The sequence below is a fragment of the Edaphobacter paludis genome (genome assembly GCF_039993895.1).
Lineage (GTDB): Bacteria > Acidobacteriota > Terriglobia > Terriglobales > Acidobacteriaceae > Edaphobacter > Edaphobacter paludis.
The window spans coordinates 896,112-914,678 of sequence record NZ_CP121194.1 but is presented as its reverse complement, the minus strand read 5'-3'; the positions used below and the strand labels follow the sequence as shown (position 1 = coordinate 914,678).

The window sequence follows — 18,567 nt, the reverse complement described above, 5'->3', positions numbered from 1 at the left end:
GAAGCTAATGGCCGAAAGCTGACATCCAAGGAGAAGACCCCATGTGGCAACAAGTTCATAGCGCGCTAAGCCAGTCCGCCCACCGAGTGCTCTTCAAGCTCGCCAGTTTTCTTCCCGGCCTGCTTGCCTTTCTCGTCGCCGTCCTTCTGCTCGCGCTGATCGGTGCTGGTGTTGCCGCCATCCTGCGCCGCATCCTCACCTCCGCCAAATTCGATGCGCGCATCGCCCGTAACTCCACCGACGCACTCTCGGACTGGTCCCCCTCAGGCAGCCCCACGTTGCTCGTTGCGCGCATCGCCTTCTGGGCCTGCGTCGTTCTCGGATTCATCATCGGCATCTCCGCCTTCGACGCCTCCTCCAACGGTTCGCAGGTCTCGGCTTTCCTGCTTCCTTATCTCACCCATTCCGTCGGCGCCATTGTCCTTCTCATCATCGGCAACCTGGTTGCCCGTTTTCTCGAGCGCTCCGTCCTCATCGGTGCGGTCAACGCCCGTCTCCAATACGCGCGTTTCCTTTCGCTCGGCATCAAATGGCTGGTACTGGTTCTCACCGCCGCCATGGTGCTTGACCACCTCGAGATCGGCGGAGCCATCGTCGAGCTGGCCTTCGGCATCCTCTTCGGAGGCATCGTGCTCACACTCGCCCTGGCCGTCGGCCTCGGTTCGCGCGATATCGTCAGCCGCTCTCTTGAAAAGAATGTAGAGCGCACCGAGCCGCTCCCTGTCGATCCCGAATCTCCAATCCAACCTGAGCCGCTACGCCATTTCTAAAGCGGATTGCAGAGGATCTGCTCTTGGTTGTCCGATCCGTTCTTATCGTTTAAGATTCGTCGCCGTTTAGCTCAGTCCATGTGTCAATAAGCCGGCCCCGAAAGTAAGCTGCGCTGGGCCGATTGGTAAAACCCATAAGCCGCTACGCCGAGGAAGCCAACCATCGGCACCAGATAACCCAGCGCCACGCTCCCAGTCTGTCGAGCAATGAGTCCAGACAGCGGCGGAAAAATCGCTCCTCCAACGATCGCCATGACCAGGAGTGATCCACCGATTTTCGTATTTCGCCCCAATCCCTTTAGCCCAAGGGCAAAAATCGTGGGATACATAATCGAGATGAAGAATCCGCTGGCCACAATCCCCCAAGCGCCCAGGAGCCCCGGACGATTGACCGCCACCAACATCAGCAGCGCATTGACAACTCCATAGAGCCCGAGCATCCTGCTAGGCCGGACAAATCGCATCAGCGGGGTCGAAACAAACCGTCCAACCGCCATCGCAATCAGCGTCGCCAGCAGATAAAACGCAGCCGTCCGCTCGGTCACGACGGTGTACTGTTTCATGTAAGGAATCAGGCTGCTCCACGAAGAGATCTGTGCACCCACATTGCAGAAGTTCGCGGCCACCGCAATCCAGATCGTCGGAATCCGCAGCAACTCGCCGAAGCTACCGTGGTTCTCGCCTTCACCCTCATGCTCCGACTTCATCACCGGAAACTTCGTCCGCGAAAGAATCAGCGCGCACAGCAGCACCACTACGCCGAACGTCAGATAGGTCGGCACTACCCGCATAATCTCGCCTTGCAGATAGGTTTGATAGGTTCCCGCTAGCCTCATCGCCGCAATCTGGGGCGCTTTCGGTTCCACCCCGGAGAAGATGAAGTAGGTCCCAATCAGCACGCCGGTAATCGTTCCCGGAGGATTGAATGCCTGCGAAAAATTCAAACGCTGCTCCGATGTCTGTGGGTCACCGAACTGCGCAATAAACGGATTCGCCGCCGTCTCCAGCACCGAAGCTCCGCTGCCCACCGTAAACAGCGCGATCAAAAACAGCGAATACTGATGGGTTACCGCCGCTGGCCAGAAGATCACCATCCCCGCCCCGAAGATGACCAACCCGGTTACCATCCCTGCCTTATAGCCCCACTTCCGCATCAGCAGTGCAGCCGGAATCGCCATGCAGAAATATCCGAAGAAGTTGGCCGTCTGCACCAGTTGCGCGCTGAACTGTGACAGCTCGAACGATTTCTTGAACTGCTGCACAAGAATGTCGGTCAGGTTATTCGACATTCCCCACAGAAAGAACAAGACCGTAACAAAAATAAACGGCAGCAAATGTCCCACAGGAAACATCGGATGCTTCCTGCCATCGTCCACCTTCGTACTTCCGCCAACGGGCGCCGAAATCTGCATCGCAACCCCTCTCAATTTCTAATCTCTACGTCCTAAATCTTCACCATAATCTTCGTAAACTTCCCCGGAGCGTCGCTCCACTCGCCCAGCATACGTGCGGCCTCTTCCATCGGAACCACGGCGCTCACTGCATCCTCTACCGGAAACCGTCCCGCTTCGAGCATCCGAATAACCTCGCGAAAGTCCTCCGGCAGCGCATTTCTGCTCCCCAGAATATCCAGTTCTTTTTGCACGAACAGCCGGGTCTCGTACGCCACTGGCTCCTTTGCATAGCCGATATAGACCACACGTCCGGTAAACGCGACCTCCTCTACCGCCGCGCGAAACGTCTGCGGCAGCCCAATCGCCTCAATCATCACATCCGGCCCATGTCCGTCCGTAATTTCAGCCAGCCGCTCATGCAGATCTTCATTCTTTGAGTGAATCAGATGGTTCGCGCCTGCCTTCCGCGCAATCTCCAACTTGGCATCGTCCATATCGATGGCGATCGTCTCCGCACCGCGAAACGCCGCCGCAGCGATCGCCCCCAGCCCCACACCGCCACATCCAAAGACGGCAACCGTGTCCTCCGCCGTGACTCGTCCGCGTGCGGTCGCATGAAACCCAACCGTCAGCGGCTCAACCAGGCAAAGCTCTTTTATAGACAGCGTCGCCGCATACAGCTTCTCTACCGGAACGCTGATGTACTCCGTCATCGCCCCATCGCGCTGCACTCCCATTGTCTCGTTGAATTGGCAAGCATTCACCCGTCCACGCCGGCACGACGGACATCTCCCGCAACTCGTATAAGGCGAAATCGTCACCTGAGTTCCCGCCGCAAGCTCGCCACCGCCTTCTACTATCTCGGCCGCAACCTCATGACCCGGCACACGCGGAAAGGCGACCATCGCATTCCGGCCGCGAAAGGTATTCAGGTCTGTCCCACACATCCCCACCATCTTCACTCGCAGCAAAGCTTCGCCTGCCTGCGCTACAGCATCCGGGACCTCAGCAATAGTCGCAACGCCGGGTCCTTCCATCCGAAACGCCTTCATCGACCACTCCATTGAATTCATTTTCAAATAGGAAAATAGTGTTTCACAAATCTACTCCAACCCATATACGGCGGTCGCCGTTCCACCAAACACGGCATCCTGCTCCCCTTCGCTGAACCCGGCAAAGTAGCTCCGCAACACATCAAACCACCATCCATACTCACTTGCCACCAGACAAACCGGCCAGTCCGATCCAGCCATCAACCGCTCTACGCCAAACGCTTCCACCGCTACATCCAGATAAGGCCGCAGCGACTCTGGCGTCCACGCCTTCCAATCCGCCTCCGTCACCATCCCCGACACCTTGCACCAGACGTTCTCTCGCTTGCCCAGCTCCCGCATCCGCGCAGCCCACGGCTCGAGCAGCCCCTCGCGAATCAGTGGCTTGGCCATATGATCCAGCACAAATACCTGATCCGGATGCTCATCCACAAAATCAATCGTTTGCGGAAGATGTCGCTCATGGATCAGGATGTCGTAAACCAAGCCGCTGCCCAGCAGCGTCCGCATCCCGGAGTTGAAGTCCTCGCGCAGAATATAGTTCTCGTCCTTCTCTCCCTGGATTACATGCCGCAGCCCCTTCAGCTTCGGCTTGAACTCGAACTCCTCCATGACTCCCGGAAAATCTTCCCCGGCAATCGGCGCCCACCCAACCACACCGCGAATCGCCTCACACTCGTCGGCCATCTTCAACAACCACCGCGTCTCATCCATGGTCTGCCGAGCCTGCACGGCTATCGTGCCATCGATACCCGCTGCCGCAATCTCGCGCCCGAGATCCTCCGGCAGAAAATCCCTCCGCAGCGCCGCCATCTCGTCATCAATCCATCCGTACTCCTCTGGCGAATACCGCCAAAGGTGGTGGTGCGCATCAATCCTATCGGTCACTTTTCACTTCCCCCTTAACCAGCGAATCCCGCTTTCTTCGAACTCGTACTTGCCGATTTGTCGAACCATAACACTGCGCCTTCCCAACCACATTCAGGTGCGGTCTTACTTTCACAACGGGGTTAGCGGCGAACAGCCCAGGCCAAACCATCAGGTCCACCGCCAGCCTGAATATGACCCGTTACTGTAAGCGAGCTGAGATCGATGACCGCGACATAGTCATCAGGGCCACATGCCACAAACGCCCGGGCCCCATCGGGCTGCACCAAAACGCCGCCGGAGCCATGACCGATGGGGATGCGTTTCACCACCCTGTGCGTACTCGCATCCAGAACCACAAGCTCGGACCCGCTCGACACCAGCACTCGCCTGCCATCGGGAGTGAACTTCAGCCGGTTCGCGCCCGCAGCGTTCACATCAAGGGTCTGAATCACCTTCTTTTCATGAAAATCGATGACGGAGAGAGTTCCATCCTGCGCATTCGCAACCCAGATCTCTTTGCCATCCGGAGAGACATCGAAGCCTTCGGAACCACGGCCAACGCGAACGACCGTCTCATTCCAATCGGTGCGAGGCATGTTGCCGCCCGGCCCCCCCGGCGGCATCCCGCGACCATCTTGAGGCCCATGTGCTCCCGGCGGCGGCGCCGGCATGGGTAGAGGCTCCTGATCGATGATGCTCACCGTCCCGGAACTCACATTCGTAGTGACGATGCGCTGCCCGTCTTTGGAGACATAGATCATGTGCGTACGATTCTGTCCTGTACCTAGAATCCAATCGACCTTCTGGGTGGCCGGATCATATCGTGCAATCGCCTTTGCGGCCTCTGCGGTTAACCACGCCTTCCCTTCGACAAACGTAAGCCCATGAGGCCCTCGAAGCGGTCCGAGGTCCACAGTTCGAAGCGCTTTCGCTGCGACGAGATCAACGACTGTGAGAGTGTTGTACGCACCGAAGCCATAGTTCGAGACATACGCAGTCGTACCGTCGTCCGAGGCAACCACCTCATGCGGGTCATTGCCGACCGGCACCCTGGCGACGACGCGCAAACTCACAGCATCGACGATGCTCAAACTGTGATCCTGCTTTGAGAGAACCAGCAGTGATGCCGAAGATTTGCTTTGCCCATACAGCAGTCCCGAGAGGCAAAGGCAGACGACAGGAACGGCGGCACGTATAAGAGCTTTCATCCGTCGAGCCTAACTCCAAATCTCCACAGAACGCCAGAGATAAAACGTCCATTCCCGGCCTCGCCGCTGTTCATGCCGGGTCTACTGACTCGTCGTTGCAGTTTCTCAATGAGCGAAAGATTCCACTAAATCCGTTCCTTCGTCTATGTTTATATAACTCGCTCAGAGATACGATCGAGTGTAACGTCCGCACCCGGCCACGGTCCCAAACGTATCAAAATTTCTGGAGACTCCTCCCATGCCGACAAAAAAAACCGCCTCCCACTTTGCAACCCAAAGCCGCATCATCCTCCCCGGCAGCCAGAAGGCTGCCTTCGCCCAGACAGCCACTGAAAAGCCCGCCCCGGCCGCCATTCGAATCACCGTCTCGGTCGTCGTCAAAAGAAAGGCCCCGCTCAAGACTGCCAACCGTCTCGGCAAGGAGCGCCTTACTCGCGTCCAGTTCCGCCAGGCCCACGGCCCCGACCCCAACGCTCTCAAGCTCGTTCGCGCCTTTGCCAAAGAATACGGCCTTACTCCTGTCCCCGGCACTCCCGCGCCTGGCAGTCGCATCATCAAGCTCACAGGAAGCATCACCGCGATGCAGAAGGCGTTCGGCGCCCCTCTCGTCCACAAGACCACCGAGACGGCTACCTACCGCGTCCGCGAAGGCAGCATCACCCTTCCGTCCGAACTCTCAGGCAGCGTTGAAGCCGTTCTCGGCCTCGACAATCGCCCTCAGGCCGAGCCACACTTTCGCATAGCAGGCGATACGAGGAATTTCGCCGCTCGCACCGCACAGGCCGGAGGCTTTGCCACGCCTCACGCGAGCATCCAGCCCAGTGCGCAGCAGGCCAACATATCGTACACGCCAGTCCAGGTAGCACAGTTCTATCAATTTCCAGCAAACGCCAGCGCCGCAGGCCAGACCATCGGCATTCTGGAACTAGGCGGAGGCTACCGCGCCGCCGACATCACCGCATACTTCAAATCACTTGGCCAGCCCACCCCCAAAGTTACCGCCGTCTCCGTGGACGGTGGTAAAAATAGTCCCTCCACTTCTTCCAGCGCCGATGGAGAAGTCATGCTCGATATTGAAGTCTCCGCCGCAGTAGCCCCCGGAGCCAACATCGCCGTCTACTTCGCTCCCAATACCGACCAGGGCTTCCTCGACGCCCTCGACGCCGCCATCCACGACACAACCAATAAGCCCAGCGTGATCTCCATTAGTTGGGGCTCGGCGGAGGCCAACTGGACCCAGCAATCGATGACCGCCCTCGACGCTGCCTGCCAATCCGCAGCGGCCCTGGGAATCACGGTCACCGCCGCGGCTGGAGACAACGGCTCGACCGACGGCGGCACCGGCAACAATGTGGACTTCCCCTCCTCCAGCCCCCACGTCCTCGCCTGCGGTGGGACCAAACTCACCGGCAGCGGAACCACCATCACCAGCGAGGTTGTCTGGAACGAACTGGCCAATAACGAAGGAGCCACTGGAGGCGGCGTCAGTAATGTCTTCCCTTTGCCCGCATGGCAATCCAGCACGAACGTTCCCGCGCCCGGCAAAGCCACTGGTGGCCGCGGCGTTCCCGACGTCTGCGGCAATGCCGATCCTGCCACCGGCTACACTGTCCGCGTCGACGGCCAGGACCTCGTGATCGGCGGCACCAGCGCCGTAGCTCCGCTCTGGGCCGGGCTCATCGCTGTAGCCAACCAGCAGAACGGCGCGACCGCCGGCCTCCTCCAGCCTCAGATCTACGCCGCCAAAGCCAAAGCAGGCTTCCGCGACATCACTTCAGGGGACAACGGAAGCTTCAGCGCCGGTCCCGGCTGGGACGCCTGCACCGGTCTGGGTTCGCCCATTACCGCTACTCTAATCCCATTCTTAACAACTACCGCGTCGGGGAAAAAACCCACCAAGCCGAAGCCCACCAAGCCCACTAAGCGGAAGAAGTGAAGAGTCGTCACACAAGGAGGAAATTAAGCCAGCCGCTTCTTCAAAAGGTCACGTGCAATCGCATCCAGCACACCGTTAAGAAAATGGATGGACTCGGGAGCCGCATAACGGCGCCCTACCTCCAGTGACTCGTTGATGATGATCGCTGCCGGAGTATTCGGAAATCCCAGCATCTCCGCCACGGCCGCGCGAATCAGGCTGCGGTCCACCACCGGCATCCGCTCGATCCGCCAGTTTTGCGCATGGGTCTCGATCAATGCATCGATCTCCACCTGCCGCGAAGTGGCAATGCGGTACAAGTCCTCGGCAAAGCCGCGAGTCTCCGCATCCACATCATCCCGAGAAGGCCAGAACAGCTTTCGGACCTCATCGGGGGTCTGTTTGCCCAGATCGCCCTGGAATAACATCTGCATCGTCAGTTCACGAGATTTACGGCGAGTTCCCATTAGCGCTTCACCGCCAGTTTCTTCTGGATCGAAACCATCTCGATCGCTGCAATTGCCGCTTCAAATCCTTTATTCCCAGCCTTTACGCCAGCTCGGTCCAGCGCCTGCTCCAGCGTCTCGCAGGTCAGCACGCCAAAGGCATGAGGAACACCCGTCTCCTGCTGCGACTGTCCAATCCCCCGCGCCACCTCGGTATAGATAGCCTCATAATGCGCCGTCTCGCCGCGCAGCAGGCAGCCCAGCGTAATAATCGCATCGAACCGTTTCGACTCCGCCAGCGTGCGCGCAGCCGAAGGAATCTCCCACGCTCCTGGCACCCGAACGATCTCTACATCGGCCTTCGCCGCGCCGCTTCTGTACAAACCATCGAGCGACCCCTGCAACAGACGGTCCGTAATCACCGCATTCCACCGAGCGGTCACAATCGCAAACCGCATCCCGACGGCGGACAGATCACCTTCAACAGCAACAGGCTTATTATGAAGCGGGTTCTCCGACTGCCAGAAGCCCAGCGTCAGCGCCTCCGCTTCGCCAGTCGTAATCTTCACCGTAAATAACCGACTGTTCCAATGCGTCAATTCAGGAGCAGAGAGCAGCGCTGCAACCTCTTCCGTGCGATAGTTGGCCAGCATCCACTTCTGCACAGCGGCATGGACCTGATCGAGTTGCGTGACCTCAATCAGCATCGGCGGAACTGCTGGCGGTCTACCCGTAACGAACTCGAGATTGCCCAGCGGCGCGAGATGTGCGGCCCCGCGGCCCTTGTCATCCTGCCAGCCCTTGCCCGGCTCAAAGCCCAGCGCACCCAGCAGGCTGTTGAGCTGGTCGAACGTGTCTGCCGAAGAGACGGCGCTGACTAGCGTAATTCCCTTAATCATAGGTTCGATTGTATCGTCTGAAATGCAAGACGAAGGAGATGCGAGTGAACTATGAGACGACATGGGAGACGCTGCTGTGCGAGGTCAACGAGCAGATTGCGACCATAACGCTCAATCGTCCGAAGGTTCTGAATGCTCTGAACGCCCGGGTCTTCGATGAGCTGGAAGCCGTGTTCACGGCACTATCAAATGATCCTTCCGTCCGCGTCGTCCTGCTGACCGGCTCTGGAGAAAAGGCATTCGCGGCAGGCGCAGACATAAACGAACTTGCAGCCACCGACGCGACGACCGGCGAGGCCAAGGCGCGGCGCGGGCAAGCAGTCTTTCGGCTGATCGAGACCTGCGGCAAGCCAGTCATCGCCTGTATCAACGGCTTCGCGCTTGGTGGAGGATGCGAGCTGGCGATGGCTTGCACGCTGCGTCTGGCCAGCGAAACCGCCCGATTGGGCCAGCCTGAAGTGAAGCTCGGTCTGGTACCCGGATACGGTGGCACCCAGCGCCTGCCTCGCCTCGTCGGCCAGTCGGCTGCCCTGCGACTACTGCTCACCGGCGAAATGATCGGGGCGGCGGAGGCGCTGCGACTCGGGCTGGTTGACGAGGTCGTGCCTACGGAGCGTCTGATGACACGGGCAAAGGAGCTGGCTCTGGCAATCGTGGCCATGGCTCCCCTGGCGGTGGCAGGATGCATCGAAGCGGTACTGCGCGGAAGCGAGCTCGGCATCGACGACGCGATGAAGGTCGAAGCATCAATCTTCGGGAGGCTTTGCGGAACGGCCGATAAGGCAGAAGGAACAGCGGCGTTTCTGGAGAAGCGCGCGCCAAAATGGACGGCACGATGAAACTCGCCTGGTCTTCCCGCTTAGCCCTTTTCCGCCGCAGTACCCCTTGATATGCTGATATCTGTGCGTACACCCCGATCCATCCTTCCTCTGGCGCTCCTTCCTGCGCTGCTTCTTCCATTGGCCTTGACCGGCTGCACCCGGACTTCGACTCCAAGCCAGGCGGAGATGCGTGCCATCGCCGCCCAGCAGCAGGAAGAGTCAGCCTTGGCCAGGCAGCAGATGGAGACGATTCCGCCACCCTCCAAAACGCAGTACATGGCGGTAAAGAGCCTGACACTCTGGCAGAATCCGTACCTCACCGTTCAGGGTGGCATGGTGACGCTGCACGTTATGCTGGCGGACGCAAACACCAGCGATCTCGGCAAGGGCGGCCTGCTGCGTCCTATGGGCGCTCGCCGCCGCGATCTGAATGTGCGCATTGGCGAGCTCTCCGCCGCCTTAAACGCTATCCCGCAGAACTGCTGGCCGTATGGACGAGTCGTAGCGGTAGAGGAGGCGCACGAGGTCCCGGTAAGCGCGCGTCCCCAGGTTCGCCGCAACATGGAAACCGTGATCAATACGCTCAATAGTCTCGGCATCGTCGTCTACGACTGGAGCGAATCCGGAAAGAGCTGAAGGTAGCTGCAAGCCTTCAGTTTCGCGTGCACCATCGGTATTAGAATTCGCACAAAGATTGTTCTTGTCTTCTATTCTGAGTACCGTAAATCTCTGACCGGGTGAGTGCTTGCACGCGACAGCTCTTGTAATCTTCTGCATCTTCTTCTCCCTGGTGACATTGGCCGGCTTCTGGGCGGCGCGGTGGAGGCGGCCCGCAGCAGGAATGGCATCGCTCGAAGAATGGGGCCTGGCCGGACGCAGCTTTGGGACCTGGGTGACCTGGTTTCTGATCGGCGGCGATCTGTACACGGCCTATACGGTGATCGCCGTACCCGCGCTGATGTACGGAGGCGGCGCGATGGGGTTCTTCGCCGTTCCCTATGCGGTCATCACCTATCCCTTCATGATGCTGGTTCTTCCGCGCCTGTGGACGATATGTCACCGTCACGGTTACATCACATTGGCAGACTTCGTAGGCGGACGCTACGGAAACCGGTGGCTGACCGTCGCGGTCGCTGTCACCGGAATCATGGCGCTGATGCCCTACATCGCCCTGCAATTGGTGGGAATGCAAGTAGTCATCGAGGCGATGGGTGTGCACGGCGAGTGGCCGCTGGCGGCCGCGTTCGTCATTCTCGCGGCTTACACCTACTCCAGCGGTCTGCGTGCGCCCGCAGTCATTGCAATCGCAAAAGACGTAATGCTCTACGTGATGGTGCTTGCCGCGCTGATCCTCCTGCCGCTGAAGCTGGGCGGCTACGCTCACATCTTTGAACTGGCGAGTCACGCTCTGGCGACACACACTCCGGCGGCGTCGATCTATCTGAAACCCGGGCAATATATGGCGTATTCGACACTCGCGATTGGATCGGCGGTAGCATTGATGCTCTATCCACATACTGCAACCGCTGTGTTGAGCGCAAAGAGTCCCAACGTAGTACGGCGGAATATGGCGATGCTGCCCGCCTACAGCTTTCTGCTGGGAATGATTGCGCTACTGGGCTACCTTGCGCTGGCAGCGGGAGTAACGACGAAGAACACCAGCGAGGCCGTCCCACTGCTGTTGATGAAGATGTTTCCCGAGTGGTTTTCCGGCTTCTGCCTGTCGGCGGTGGCGATTGGAGCGCTGGTACCTGCGGCGATCATGTCGATCTCAGCCTCGAACCTCTTCACCCGTAACCTCTATGGGACATTTGCGCGTAAGCCTCTGGATGCCGCGGGTGAATCGCGTATGGCGAAGGTAGTCTCGCTGGTGGTGAAGTTTGGCGCATTGATCTTCGTGCTGCGGCTACCCGTGGCCTACGCCATCGATATGCAGTTGCTCGGCGGAATCTGGATTACGCAACTCTTCCCCGCCGTAGTGGTGGGAATCTTCAGCAGGTGTCTTCATCCATGGGCGCTGCTGGCCGGATGGGCGGCGGGGATGGGCATAGGAACAGGGATGGTACTTTCGCTGGGACTGAAAAGCTCCGTCTATCCGCTGCACCTGTTTGGACAGACGTATGCCATGTATGCCGCAGTTCCAGCGCTGCTTTTGAACCTGCTGGTCGCCGCCGTGCTGACTCTGGTGTTTCGCATGGTCAACGTAGGCGTGAGCGCAGACACGACCGATGCCACAGCCTATGTGGGGTAGGGCTGCTTAGAACGAGAAGGACGCATCCAACAGCGAGTGTTGAATATAGTATCCGAGGTGACGGCGTGAGTGAGATGGACGAAGAGCGGAAGACAGAACCTGCAAAGTCGTTGATGAAGGGCTTGGTGGCGGGGCTGATTGGCGGCCTGGTGGCAACGGCAGCCAAGACGATGATGGAGAAGATGTATCCTCCGCGAACGCACGGAGAACCGGATCCTCCGGCAGTGCTGGCGCAGAAGCTTGCCGGCCATCAACTCTCGGCCAGCGAAGAGACCGCCGCCGTGGAGACGATTCATTGGGGCTTCGGAGCACTCACCGGAGCGGCTTATGGTGCGCTCGCCGAGTTTTATCCAGCAGCCACAGCAAAAGACGGCGCGGGATTCGGGATGGCGCTCGCCTCATTGACGCATGAAGGCGCGCTGCCGGCGATGGGATTGTCGGCTCCGCCGGAGGAACAGACTACGCGGGAGCGCACGAGCGAGATGGCATCGCATGCGGTGTTTGGCATGGTGACGGAAACGGTGCGGCGAGTGGTTCGGAAGACTCTGGGATAAACCCAGCCAAGAAACCCAAAGAATATTTTCACCTTCGCAAGATGCAAATTGTTGCATCTTGCGAATCGTGTGTTCCGTGAATTCTGGCTGTAATCGCGGCAATGGCCAGTAAATGATTCTCGATTGAACAATGGAGACGAAATTGCAGTCCAGTTAGACAGTTACCACCAAATCCTTGTGGGAGAGTCTGACTTTGAAATCTTCGTCTGCGTTGAAGCTATCGTTACGTTTTCTGGCCGCTGCCGTACCAGTTGCATCTTTATTATTGATGAGTTCGCCTTTGAGGGCAGACACTCTTTTGACCTACAACGTCTCGGGCAATGTGCCTTCGGCCGTGTACGCATACGACGGAACCACTGTAATTCCCCCGTCCACGTTGAGCGGAACGGTTGTAGTGGATCAGACCGCGGGATCAATTTCCAATGTGGATGTCTTTCTGAGCGGTGGAATTGTCGGCGAGTACACCGCGACCTCGGCTTTTTCCGACTACTTCTATCCAAATCTGCTGGATATCTTTGCCTTCAACGCGAGCGCCGACCCTTCGAGTGCTGACCCTGCAAATGCATTCCCTATTCTCGATCTGATCTTCCCTGGCTCTGCATTAACGTCCGGAGGAACGATCCCACTGATTACCGCAACAAATGCCGCGTTATATGAGAGCGATCCGACGCTGGTCGTTCAATCGAATGTAGGCCAGGGCGAAGGGCAAAACATCGATTTTAGTTCTGGAGAATTGACCTTGCAAGACCCGAGCCCTGTACCAGAGCCCGAATCGCTGGTGCTTATGAGCACCGGAGTTGTGGCGCTGGTTGGATGCCTGCGTAGACGCAAAGTTAGTTAGCAATGTGACAACTCACGGTCTCTAAGAAGGCCGTGAGTTGCGCGTGCATTGACTCAGTATGCGATCAGACGCCCTTTTTCATAGGCTCCCAGATGAACTTGTGGATCTGGAGAGAGAGGCGGGCATTAAGCCCGTCTGCCAGCATCCATTCCACCAGCTTCCGCGGGTCGAGCGCCATATTATCGGCCGTGCGCTGCGGGCTGGGGGTCTGCCGGAAAGCTGGGCTGAGCAGAATGCCGCCTGCCTTGCTTCCAAGGTCGTGCTGAATGATGAAGTCCCGGGCGAAGTCGTAGTCTTCGCGATTTGTGAGGACGAACTTTACTTCATCGTTCCGGGTGAGCGCGTCGAGGTTGTCGAGCCGAAAGCTGTTAGCCGCAGCGCCCGCACCGGGGCATTTGACGTCGACAATCTTGTGCACGGCTTTGGGAACGTCAACCAGCGGACGCTCGCCGGAGGTTTCGATCATCAGGGTGTAGTTCTGCGCGAGAAGCCGCTGCATCAGCGGTAAAAGTTCCTTCGCCTGCAGCATGGGCTCGCCACCGGTGAATTCGATGAGCCTGCAGGGCGCAAGGGCTTCAATCTGCGCGACGATTTCGTCTTCCGTGAACGGTTTGCCGCCGGTGAAGGTGTACTCGGAGTCGCACCAGGCACAGCGGAGATTGCAGCCCGCAAGCCGGACGAAGATGCAGGGAAGCCCCGCGAAGGATGACTCGCCCTGAACGGATTTGTAGAGTTCGATTAAGTGCATTTCAGGGAGGCTTACTCGTAGTAGCGGGCGAAGCTGGTGTCGGTCTCGTAAAGCGTGCAGTCCTTGATGCGGACGCGGCCTTCGGTCATGTCGTGAAGTTGTTTTGCTGTCTCCTGATAGAAGTAGCGAGCGAGATTTTCCGCCGACGGATTGACCGTAGTGAACGGCTCGAGATCGTTGATCATCTGATGGTCAAGATAATCGACCACTGGACGCAAAACCTGCTTAAGAAGCTTGAAATCGAGCAGGAGACCAGCTTCGTCCAAGTCAGGGCCGATCAGCGTAACGAAGACCTTGTAATTGTGGCCGTGCGGGTTCTCGCACTTCCCGCGATAGTTGCGGAGATAGTGGCCGGAGGAGAAACCAGCTTCTACGGTAACTTCGAACATGGTTCTACGATCCCTTCAAACGGCCGCGACAGGCTGGATTTTTTTGGGGCTGGGAGTGGCGCGGCTTTCAGCGTCTTCTTATTGTACCTTTTTCAGGCGATCTAACGTTTGTTGCGGCGCTGACGGCGCTCCGCGTCAGTGTGGCGCTCGGCCTGCTCGAACAATGAGGAGAGAACAGCAGCCAGAGAGATCACCATGCTGAGGAAGAAGAGCGCAAGCCCCATTGTTCGCCAGAGAGAGGTGTCGCCGGGTGAACCCGGTTGCTGCGCGATGTTGGTGTAGGAGACGCCGAAAGAGACCATCGCGAAGATGAGGAGCGTTCCGGCCAGGATGTAGAGATTGCGGCCCATATGGTTTTATTTTACGGTTACTTGCGGAACTGCGGGGGCCTCGAAGAACTGCTCGACATCGCTGATCTCCTGAGTCAGTCGATACGGCGGCAGGCTTTCGAGGAAGATGCGCCCATACCGCTGACGCTGGATACGAGGATCGAGCAACATCAGCACACCGCGGTCGTCGAGCGAGCGGATAAGGCGGCCAAAGCCCTGTTTCAGCGTGATGACGGCGTTCGGCACCTGATAGTCAAAGAAAGGCTTGCCGCCGAGAGCCTCGATCGCTTCCATGCGCGCCTTGACGACCGGGTCGTTGGGCACGGCGAAGGGAAGGCGGTCGATGATGACGCAGCTTAGCTGCTCGCCCTGCACATCCACTCCCTGCCAGAAGCTGGACGTGCCAAACAGTACCGCGTTGGGGGTGTCTCTGAACTGCTGCAGCAAAACGTGACGCGGAGCAGTGCCGTGCAACAACAGGGTGTAAGGCAGTTCGCTGAGCAGGCGGTCGTGGGTCTCGCGCATCTGCTTATAGCTGGTAAAGAGGCAAAAGGCGCGCCCCTTGCTGATCTCGAGCACGCGCCGAATGCGCTCCGTGGCCTTAATCTGGAAGTCGGGCTCGCGCGGATCGGGCATGTTAGGCGGCAGATAAAGCAGCGCCTGCTTCTCATAGTTGAAGTGCGAGGGAACCACGAGTTCGCGCGCACTGGTGAGGCCGAGGCGTTTGCGAATATGGTCGAAGCCTCCCGACACCGTAAGCGTGGCCGAGGTAAGAATCACGCTGGAGTAGCAGTCGAACAGCGACGTACTAAGCAACTCGGAGACATCGATAGGCGTGGCCTGCAGATGAGTGTGAAACGCGGCTGGAGCGGCTCCTCCACGGGCAAGATTGCGGACACCCCCTGAAGCGCGGCGATCGATCCAGAAGACGGTATTGCGGTCGGTGGACTCGAGCAGAAAAGCCAGGTGTGCACGAATGTCTGCGGTGCGTTTGCGCAGACCGGAAATCTCTTCGACGTTCTTGACACACTCTAGTTCGCCCTCAAGCCGGGTAAGTGCATTAAGTGTGGCAGTGTAGGTGTCGCCGCTCTCTTCGAGGAAGGCTTCCCGATCTTCAAACGGCATCCGCCCAACCGCCGGAGCGCCGAAGGTATCCTCAGTCGGCAAAGCTGCGAAGAAGCGATGAGCACGCTCTTTGACAGTAAGGCTGGCGTTGACGATCGAAGAGGAGAAGGCCTCCTTGCTCTTCAGCATGGTCTCGATGTCGCGGGTCAACTCGTCAAAGCGCTGCGTACTGAGGCCAATGCCGAAGTAGTTGGAGGCAATCTCTTCCAGCTCGTGCGCCTCGTCAAAGATGACAACTGCCGCTTCGGGGAGAATGCCCGCGTCGGGTGCGTTCGCGGCCTGCTGCTTGATACTGAGGTCGGCAAAAAAGAGATGATGGTTGACGATAACGATGTCCGACTCAAGCGCCTTACGGCGCATATTCGTGACAAAGCAGCGTTCCCAATCAGGGCAGGTCTGGCCGAGGCAGGCTTCAGTGCGGGCGTCCAATTTATGCCATAACGCCGAGCTCTCTGGCAGCGCATCGATCTCGGCCCGGTCGCCAGTCTCAGTGGTCTTCTCCCAGTGCGCGATGATGTGGAACTGTTCGATCTCCTCAAGCCCATTGAGCAGAGGAGTGTCGCGCAGGGCGTAGAGCTTGTGGCGGCAAAGATAATTGCTGCGGCCCTTCATGTAACAGACCTTCAGCGGCCCGAGCAGAGATTCGAGGAAAGGAACGTCCTTGAAAAAGAGCTGCTCCTGCAGGTTCTTGGTCCCCGTCGAGATAATGACCCGCTGCTGCCGCTCCCGGGCGAGCCGCAAAGCGGGCAGCAGGTAGGCGAGCGTCTTTCCTGTACCGGTCCCAGCTTCCACGATGAGATGGCGCTTTTCTTTAAAGGCACTTTCGATGGCGCGGGCCATCTCGTACTGCCCTTTACGGTGCTCAAATGCGAGCGACGAACGGGCAAGCGTCCCGCCGGGCCGAAAAAAGTCGTGCAGGTTCGGAAGATTCTCCGGAGGCGCGGGCGTGATCGAGATGGGGGTTATCGTGGACAAGATATCGGCTGCGCGAGATAGGGCGGCACAAAAGGGCTGCCCTTCTATAATAGAAGCGTAGTTGGAATAAGAGAGAATAGCCTTTTAGCTGCTATAGCGTAGTCGCCTTGCCGCCTTACCGGGTGTGTGGGAGAAAGATGGACATTCACCGTGGCACAAAAAGACGATAGGAAGCGGTTAGGCAAAAAACACAGGCAGGCGAAGACTCGACCCAAGAAGGGTCGCGCACCACGTGTCGCTCCAACGACTGGAGCTGTAGACCCGCGTAAGCGGAAGGTGCTGGCGACCAAGAAGGCAGCCGCCGCAAAGGCAAAGCTGGTCTCGAAGCGCTCCCCGGAATTTGAGACGAAGAAGACCCTGCGGCCCGCGCAAAGCACGCGACCCACCGACGGAATCGTTGGGCGGCAGACACCGCGCTCCTCGAACGTCGCCGGGCGAGAAAACATTGGCGCGGATGACTGGCGCGAGGCCGAGTCAATCGCTGCGCAGTTATCGACTGTAACCGAAAGCGCCGAAGCACAGGAACTGCCGCTGATTGCGGTCTGCGGCCGTCCAAACGTCGGCAAGAGCACGTTATTCAACCGTCTGACGGGATCGCGGCGATCGATTGTCGGCGACGAGCCCGGAATCACGCGTGACCGCATCTATGGCGAGATCGAGTGGGCGGGACGCGATGCGCGCATCGTCGATACAGGCGGCGTTGTTCCCGATGATGAGGCGCTGATTCCCAGCGAGATCTTCCGTCAGGCGCAGGTTGCGCTCGAAGAGGCTGACTCGATCGTCATGGTCGTCGACGGACGCACGGAACTGGCTTCGCCGGACATGGAACTGGCGCGGTTGCTGCTGCGCGGTGGCAAGCCGGTGTTTCTGGCCGTGAATAAGATGGACACCGAAGCGATGCAGTCTCAGGCGGAGAACTTCCGGCGCCTGGGCTTCCGCAATGTGCTGGCGATTTCGGCAGAGCATGGCAGCGGCATCGGCGATCTTCTGGATGAGGTATTTGCTTCGCTGCCTCCTGAAGAGGTCGACGAAGAGCCGACCGAAGTGATGCTGACCGCGGCAGATGAGATGGCCGAGGATGAAGACGGACCGCAGCCAGTGAGGAAGCTGCGGACGCATGGCGATTATGTGCAGAAGGAGACCAAGATTGCCATCATTGGCCGTCCGAACGTGGGCAAGAGTACGCTACTGAACGCTCTGACGGGAACCGACCGTGCGATTGTGTCGCCAATTGCCGGGACGACGCGCGATGCTGTCGATGAGGTCGTCGAGCGCGGCGGACACAGCTTCCGATTTGTGGATACGGCCGGAATTCGGCGCAAGGGCAAGACCAAGCTGATGGCTGAGAAGCTGTCGGTCGTGATGGCGCGGAAGCATCTTGAAGCAGCAGATGTTTCGCTGCTGGTGATCGATGCAGTCGAAGGTGTGACGGCGCTGGATGCGAACATCGGCGGCTACGCGCATGAGAGCGGACGCAGCGTCATCATCGTGGTGAATAAGTGGGACTTGATGACGACGGCGCGAACCGATGGCAAACCGCCTGCTGATATCAAGATCTACGAGCAGCAGGTGCGGGATGCGCTGAAGTATCTGGAATATGCTCCGCTGCTGTTTATCTCGGCGTCGGAAGGTATGAATATCGAGTCGGTCTTCAAGAAGGTGGAGCTGGTTTCGCGGGAGCGGCGCAAGCGCGTGACAACCGGGCAGATGAACCGGTTTCTGGAGAAGGTTGATTTCCAGAAGGCTTCGGTTCCGATGGCGAAGCGGATTCGGATCTACTACATGACGCAGGCTGCTGTTGCTCCGCCGACATTTGTGCTCTTCACAGATAAGGATGTGAAGATGCACTTCTCGTTCGAGCGGTTTCTGGCGAATCAGATCCGAGATAACTTCGGGTTCATCGGATCGCCGATCTGGTTCAAGATTAAGGCTCGGAATAAGAAGAAGAAAGAAGATTAGAGAAAGCTGGTCCTCCGCTTC

General features: G+C 58.5%; 18 protein-coding genes. 8 read left to right on the top strand and 10 right to left on the bottom strand.

Going from position 1 to position 18,567, the window contains the following annotated elements; translation table 11 throughout:
* Positions 1–41: 41 nt before the first annotated feature.
* On the top strand, positions 42–770 hold the full coding sequence (locus P4G45_RS03590; protein ID WP_348268314.1) for a hypothetical protein: 729 nt from the start codon (positions 42–44) through the stop codon (positions 768–770).
* A gap of 83 nt (positions 771–853) precedes the next feature.
* Here the strand turns inward: P4G45_RS03590 and fucP are convergent, their stop codons facing one another.
* The 4 genes from fucP to P4G45_RS03570 form a co-directional block, all read right to left on the bottom strand.
* Entirely contained in the window at positions 854–2,182 is a 1,329-nt protein-coding gene (fucP, locus tag P4G45_RS03585) for an L-fucose:H+ symporter permease (RefSeq protein WP_348268313.1), read from the bottom strand.
* A 32-nt stretch (positions 2,183–2,214) separates the two neighbouring features.
* Positions 2,215–3,216 carry a zinc-binding alcohol dehydrogenase family protein gene (locus tag P4G45_RS03580; protein ID WP_348268312.1) on the bottom strand — a complete coding sequence of 334 codons (1,002 nt, stop codon included), beginning with the start codon at positions 3,214–3,216 and terminating at the stop codon, positions 2,215–2,217.
* 51 nt (positions 3,217–3,267) lie between these two features.
* Positions 3,268–4,104, bottom strand: coding sequence for an amidohydrolase family protein (locus P4G45_RS03575; protein ID WP_348268311.1), 837 nt, complete (start codon positions 4,102–4,104; stop codon positions 3,268–3,270).
* A 122-nt stretch (positions 4,105–4,226) separates the two neighbouring features.
* On the bottom strand, positions 4,227–5,294 hold the full coding sequence (locus P4G45_RS03570; RefSeq protein WP_348268310.1) for a cytochrome D1 domain-containing protein: 1,068 nt from the start codon (positions 5,292–5,294) through the stop codon (positions 4,227–4,229).
* A 238-nt stretch (positions 5,295–5,532) separates the two neighbouring features.
* On the opposite strand from P4G45_RS03570, the gene P4G45_RS03565 reads away from it, so the two are divergent.
* On the top strand, positions 5,533–7,230 hold the full coding sequence (locus P4G45_RS03565; RefSeq protein WP_348268309.1) for a S53 family peptidase: 1,698 nt from the start codon (positions 5,533–5,535) through the stop codon (positions 7,228–7,230).
* A 23-nt stretch (positions 7,231–7,253) separates the two neighbouring features.
* On the opposite strand, the gene nusB is transcribed toward P4G45_RS03565, so the two are convergent.
* Positions 7,254–7,676, bottom strand: coding sequence for a transcription antitermination factor NusB (gene nusB, locus P4G45_RS03560; protein ID WP_348268308.1), 423 nt, complete (start codon positions 7,674–7,676; stop codon positions 7,254–7,256).
* Positions 7,676–8,554, bottom strand: coding sequence for a 6,7-dimethyl-8-ribityllumazine synthase (gene ribH, locus P4G45_RS03555; RefSeq protein ID WP_348268307.1), 879 nt, complete (start codon positions 8,552–8,554; stop codon positions 7,676–7,678). Before ribH ends, nusB begins: the two co-directional genes overlap by 1 nt.
* Positions 8,555–8,598: 44 nt before the next feature.
* On the opposite strand from ribH, the gene P4G45_RS03550 reads away from it, so the two are divergent.
* The 5 genes from P4G45_RS03550 (at position 8,599) to P4G45_RS03530 (ending at position 13,021) form a co-directional block, all read left to right on the top strand.
* Positions 8,599–9,393, top strand: a complete 795-nt coding sequence (locus P4G45_RS03550; RefSeq protein WP_348268306.1) for an enoyl-CoA hydratase-related protein — start codon at positions 8,599–8,601, stop codon at positions 9,391–9,393.
* Positions 9,394–9,456: 63 nt separating this feature from the next.
* A complete protein-coding gene (locus P4G45_RS03545) occupies positions 9,457–10,011 on the top strand; it encodes a hypothetical protein (RefSeq protein ID WP_348268305.1) in 555 nt (184 codons plus the stop codon).
* A gap of 109 nt (positions 10,012–10,120) precedes the next feature.
* Positions 10,121–11,626: a monocarboxylate uptake permease MctP gene (gene mctP / locus P4G45_RS03540; protein WP_348268304.1), complete on the top strand. Its 1,506-nt coding sequence runs from the start codon at positions 10,121–10,123 to the stop codon at positions 11,624–11,626.
* A gap of 74 nt (positions 11,627–11,700) precedes the next feature.
* Entirely contained in the window at positions 11,701–12,180 is a 480-nt protein-coding gene (locus P4G45_RS03535) for a DUF1440 domain-containing protein (protein ID WP_348269208.1), read from the top strand.
* Positions 12,181–12,460: 280 nt separating this feature from the next.
* The gene (locus P4G45_RS03530; RefSeq protein ID WP_348268303.1) at positions 12,461–13,021 is read left to right on the top strand and encodes a PEP-CTERM sorting domain-containing protein; all 561 of its coding nucleotides are present in this window, start codon (positions 12,461–12,463) and stop codon (positions 13,019–13,021) included.
* Positions 13,022–13,085: 64 nt separating this feature from the next.
* Here the strand turns inward: P4G45_RS03530 and P4G45_RS03525 are convergent, their stop codons facing one another.
* From P4G45_RS03525 to P4G45_RS03510, 4 genes are all read right to left on the bottom strand, one after another.
* A complete protein-coding gene (locus P4G45_RS03525) occupies positions 13,086–13,769 on the bottom strand; it encodes a radical SAM protein (protein WP_348268302.1) in 684 nt (227 codons plus the stop codon).
* Positions 13,770–13,780: 11 nt separating this feature from the next.
* The gene (gene queD / locus P4G45_RS03520) at positions 13,781–14,158 is read right to left on the bottom strand and encodes a 6-carboxytetrahydropterin synthase QueD (RefSeq protein ID WP_348268301.1); all 378 of its coding nucleotides are present in this window, start codon (positions 14,156–14,158) and stop codon (positions 13,781–13,783) included.
* Positions 14,159–14,259: 101 nt separating this feature from the next.
* Entirely contained in the window at positions 14,260–14,508 is a 249-nt protein-coding gene (locus P4G45_RS03515) for a hypothetical protein (RefSeq protein ID WP_348268300.1), read from the bottom strand.
* Positions 14,509–14,514: 6 nt separating this feature from the next.
* Positions 14,515–16,587: an ATP-dependent DNA helicase gene (locus tag P4G45_RS03510; protein WP_348268299.1), complete on the bottom strand. Its 2,073-nt coding sequence runs from the start codon at positions 16,585–16,587 to the stop codon at positions 14,515–14,517.
* Positions 16,588–16,737: 150 nt separating this feature from the next.
* Between P4G45_RS03510 and der the strand changes: the two genes are divergently transcribed.
* Entirely contained in the window at positions 16,738–18,546 is a 1,809-nt protein-coding gene (gene der, locus P4G45_RS03505) for a ribosome biogenesis GTPase Der (RefSeq protein ID WP_348268298.1), read from the top strand.
* Positions 18,547–18,567: the final 21 nt, after the last annotated feature.

Excerpts from the sequence above, each read along its gene's own strand:
- P4G45_RS03590 (WP_348268314.1), top strand. The coding sequence starts at position 42 with ATGTGGCAACAAGTTCATAGCGCGCTAAGCCAGTCCGCCCACCGAGTG.
- fucP (WP_348268313.1), bottom strand. The coding sequence starts at position 2,182 with ATGCAGATTTCGGCGCCCGTTGGCGGAAGTACGAAGGTGGACGATGGC.
- P4G45_RS03580 (WP_348268312.1), bottom strand. The coding sequence starts at position 3,216 with ATGAAGGCGTTTCGGATGGAAGGACCCGGCGTTGCGACTATTGCTGAG.
- P4G45_RS03570 (WP_348268310.1), bottom strand. The coding sequence starts at position 5,294 with ATGAAAGCTCTTATACGTGCCGCCGTTCCTGTCGTCTGCCTTTGCCTC.
- P4G45_RS03565 (WP_348268309.1), top strand. The coding sequence starts at position 5,533 with ATGCCGACAAAAAAAACCGCCTCCCACTTTGCAACCCAAAGCCGCATC.
- nusB (WP_348268308.1), bottom strand. The coding sequence starts at position 7,676 with ATGGGAACTCGCCGTAAATCTCGTGAACTGACGATGCAGATGTTATTC.
- ribH (WP_348268307.1), bottom strand. The coding sequence starts at position 8,554 with ATGATTAAGGGAATTACGCTAGTCAGCGCCGTCTCTTCGGCAGACACG.
- P4G45_RS03535 (WP_348269208.1), top strand. The coding sequence starts at position 11,701 with ATGGACGAAGAGCGGAAGACAGAACCTGCAAAGTCGTTGATGAAGGGC.
- P4G45_RS03525 (WP_348268302.1), bottom strand. The coding sequence starts at position 13,769 with ATGCACTTAATCGAACTCTACAAATCCGTTCAGGGCGAGTCATCCTTC.
- queD (WP_348268301.1), bottom strand. The coding sequence starts at position 14,158 with ATGTTCGAAGTTACCGTAGAAGCTGGTTTCTCCTCCGGCCACTATCTC.
- P4G45_RS03515 (WP_348268300.1), bottom strand. The coding sequence starts at position 14,508 with ATGGGCCGCAATCTCTACATCCTGGCCGGAACGCTCCTCATCTTCGCG.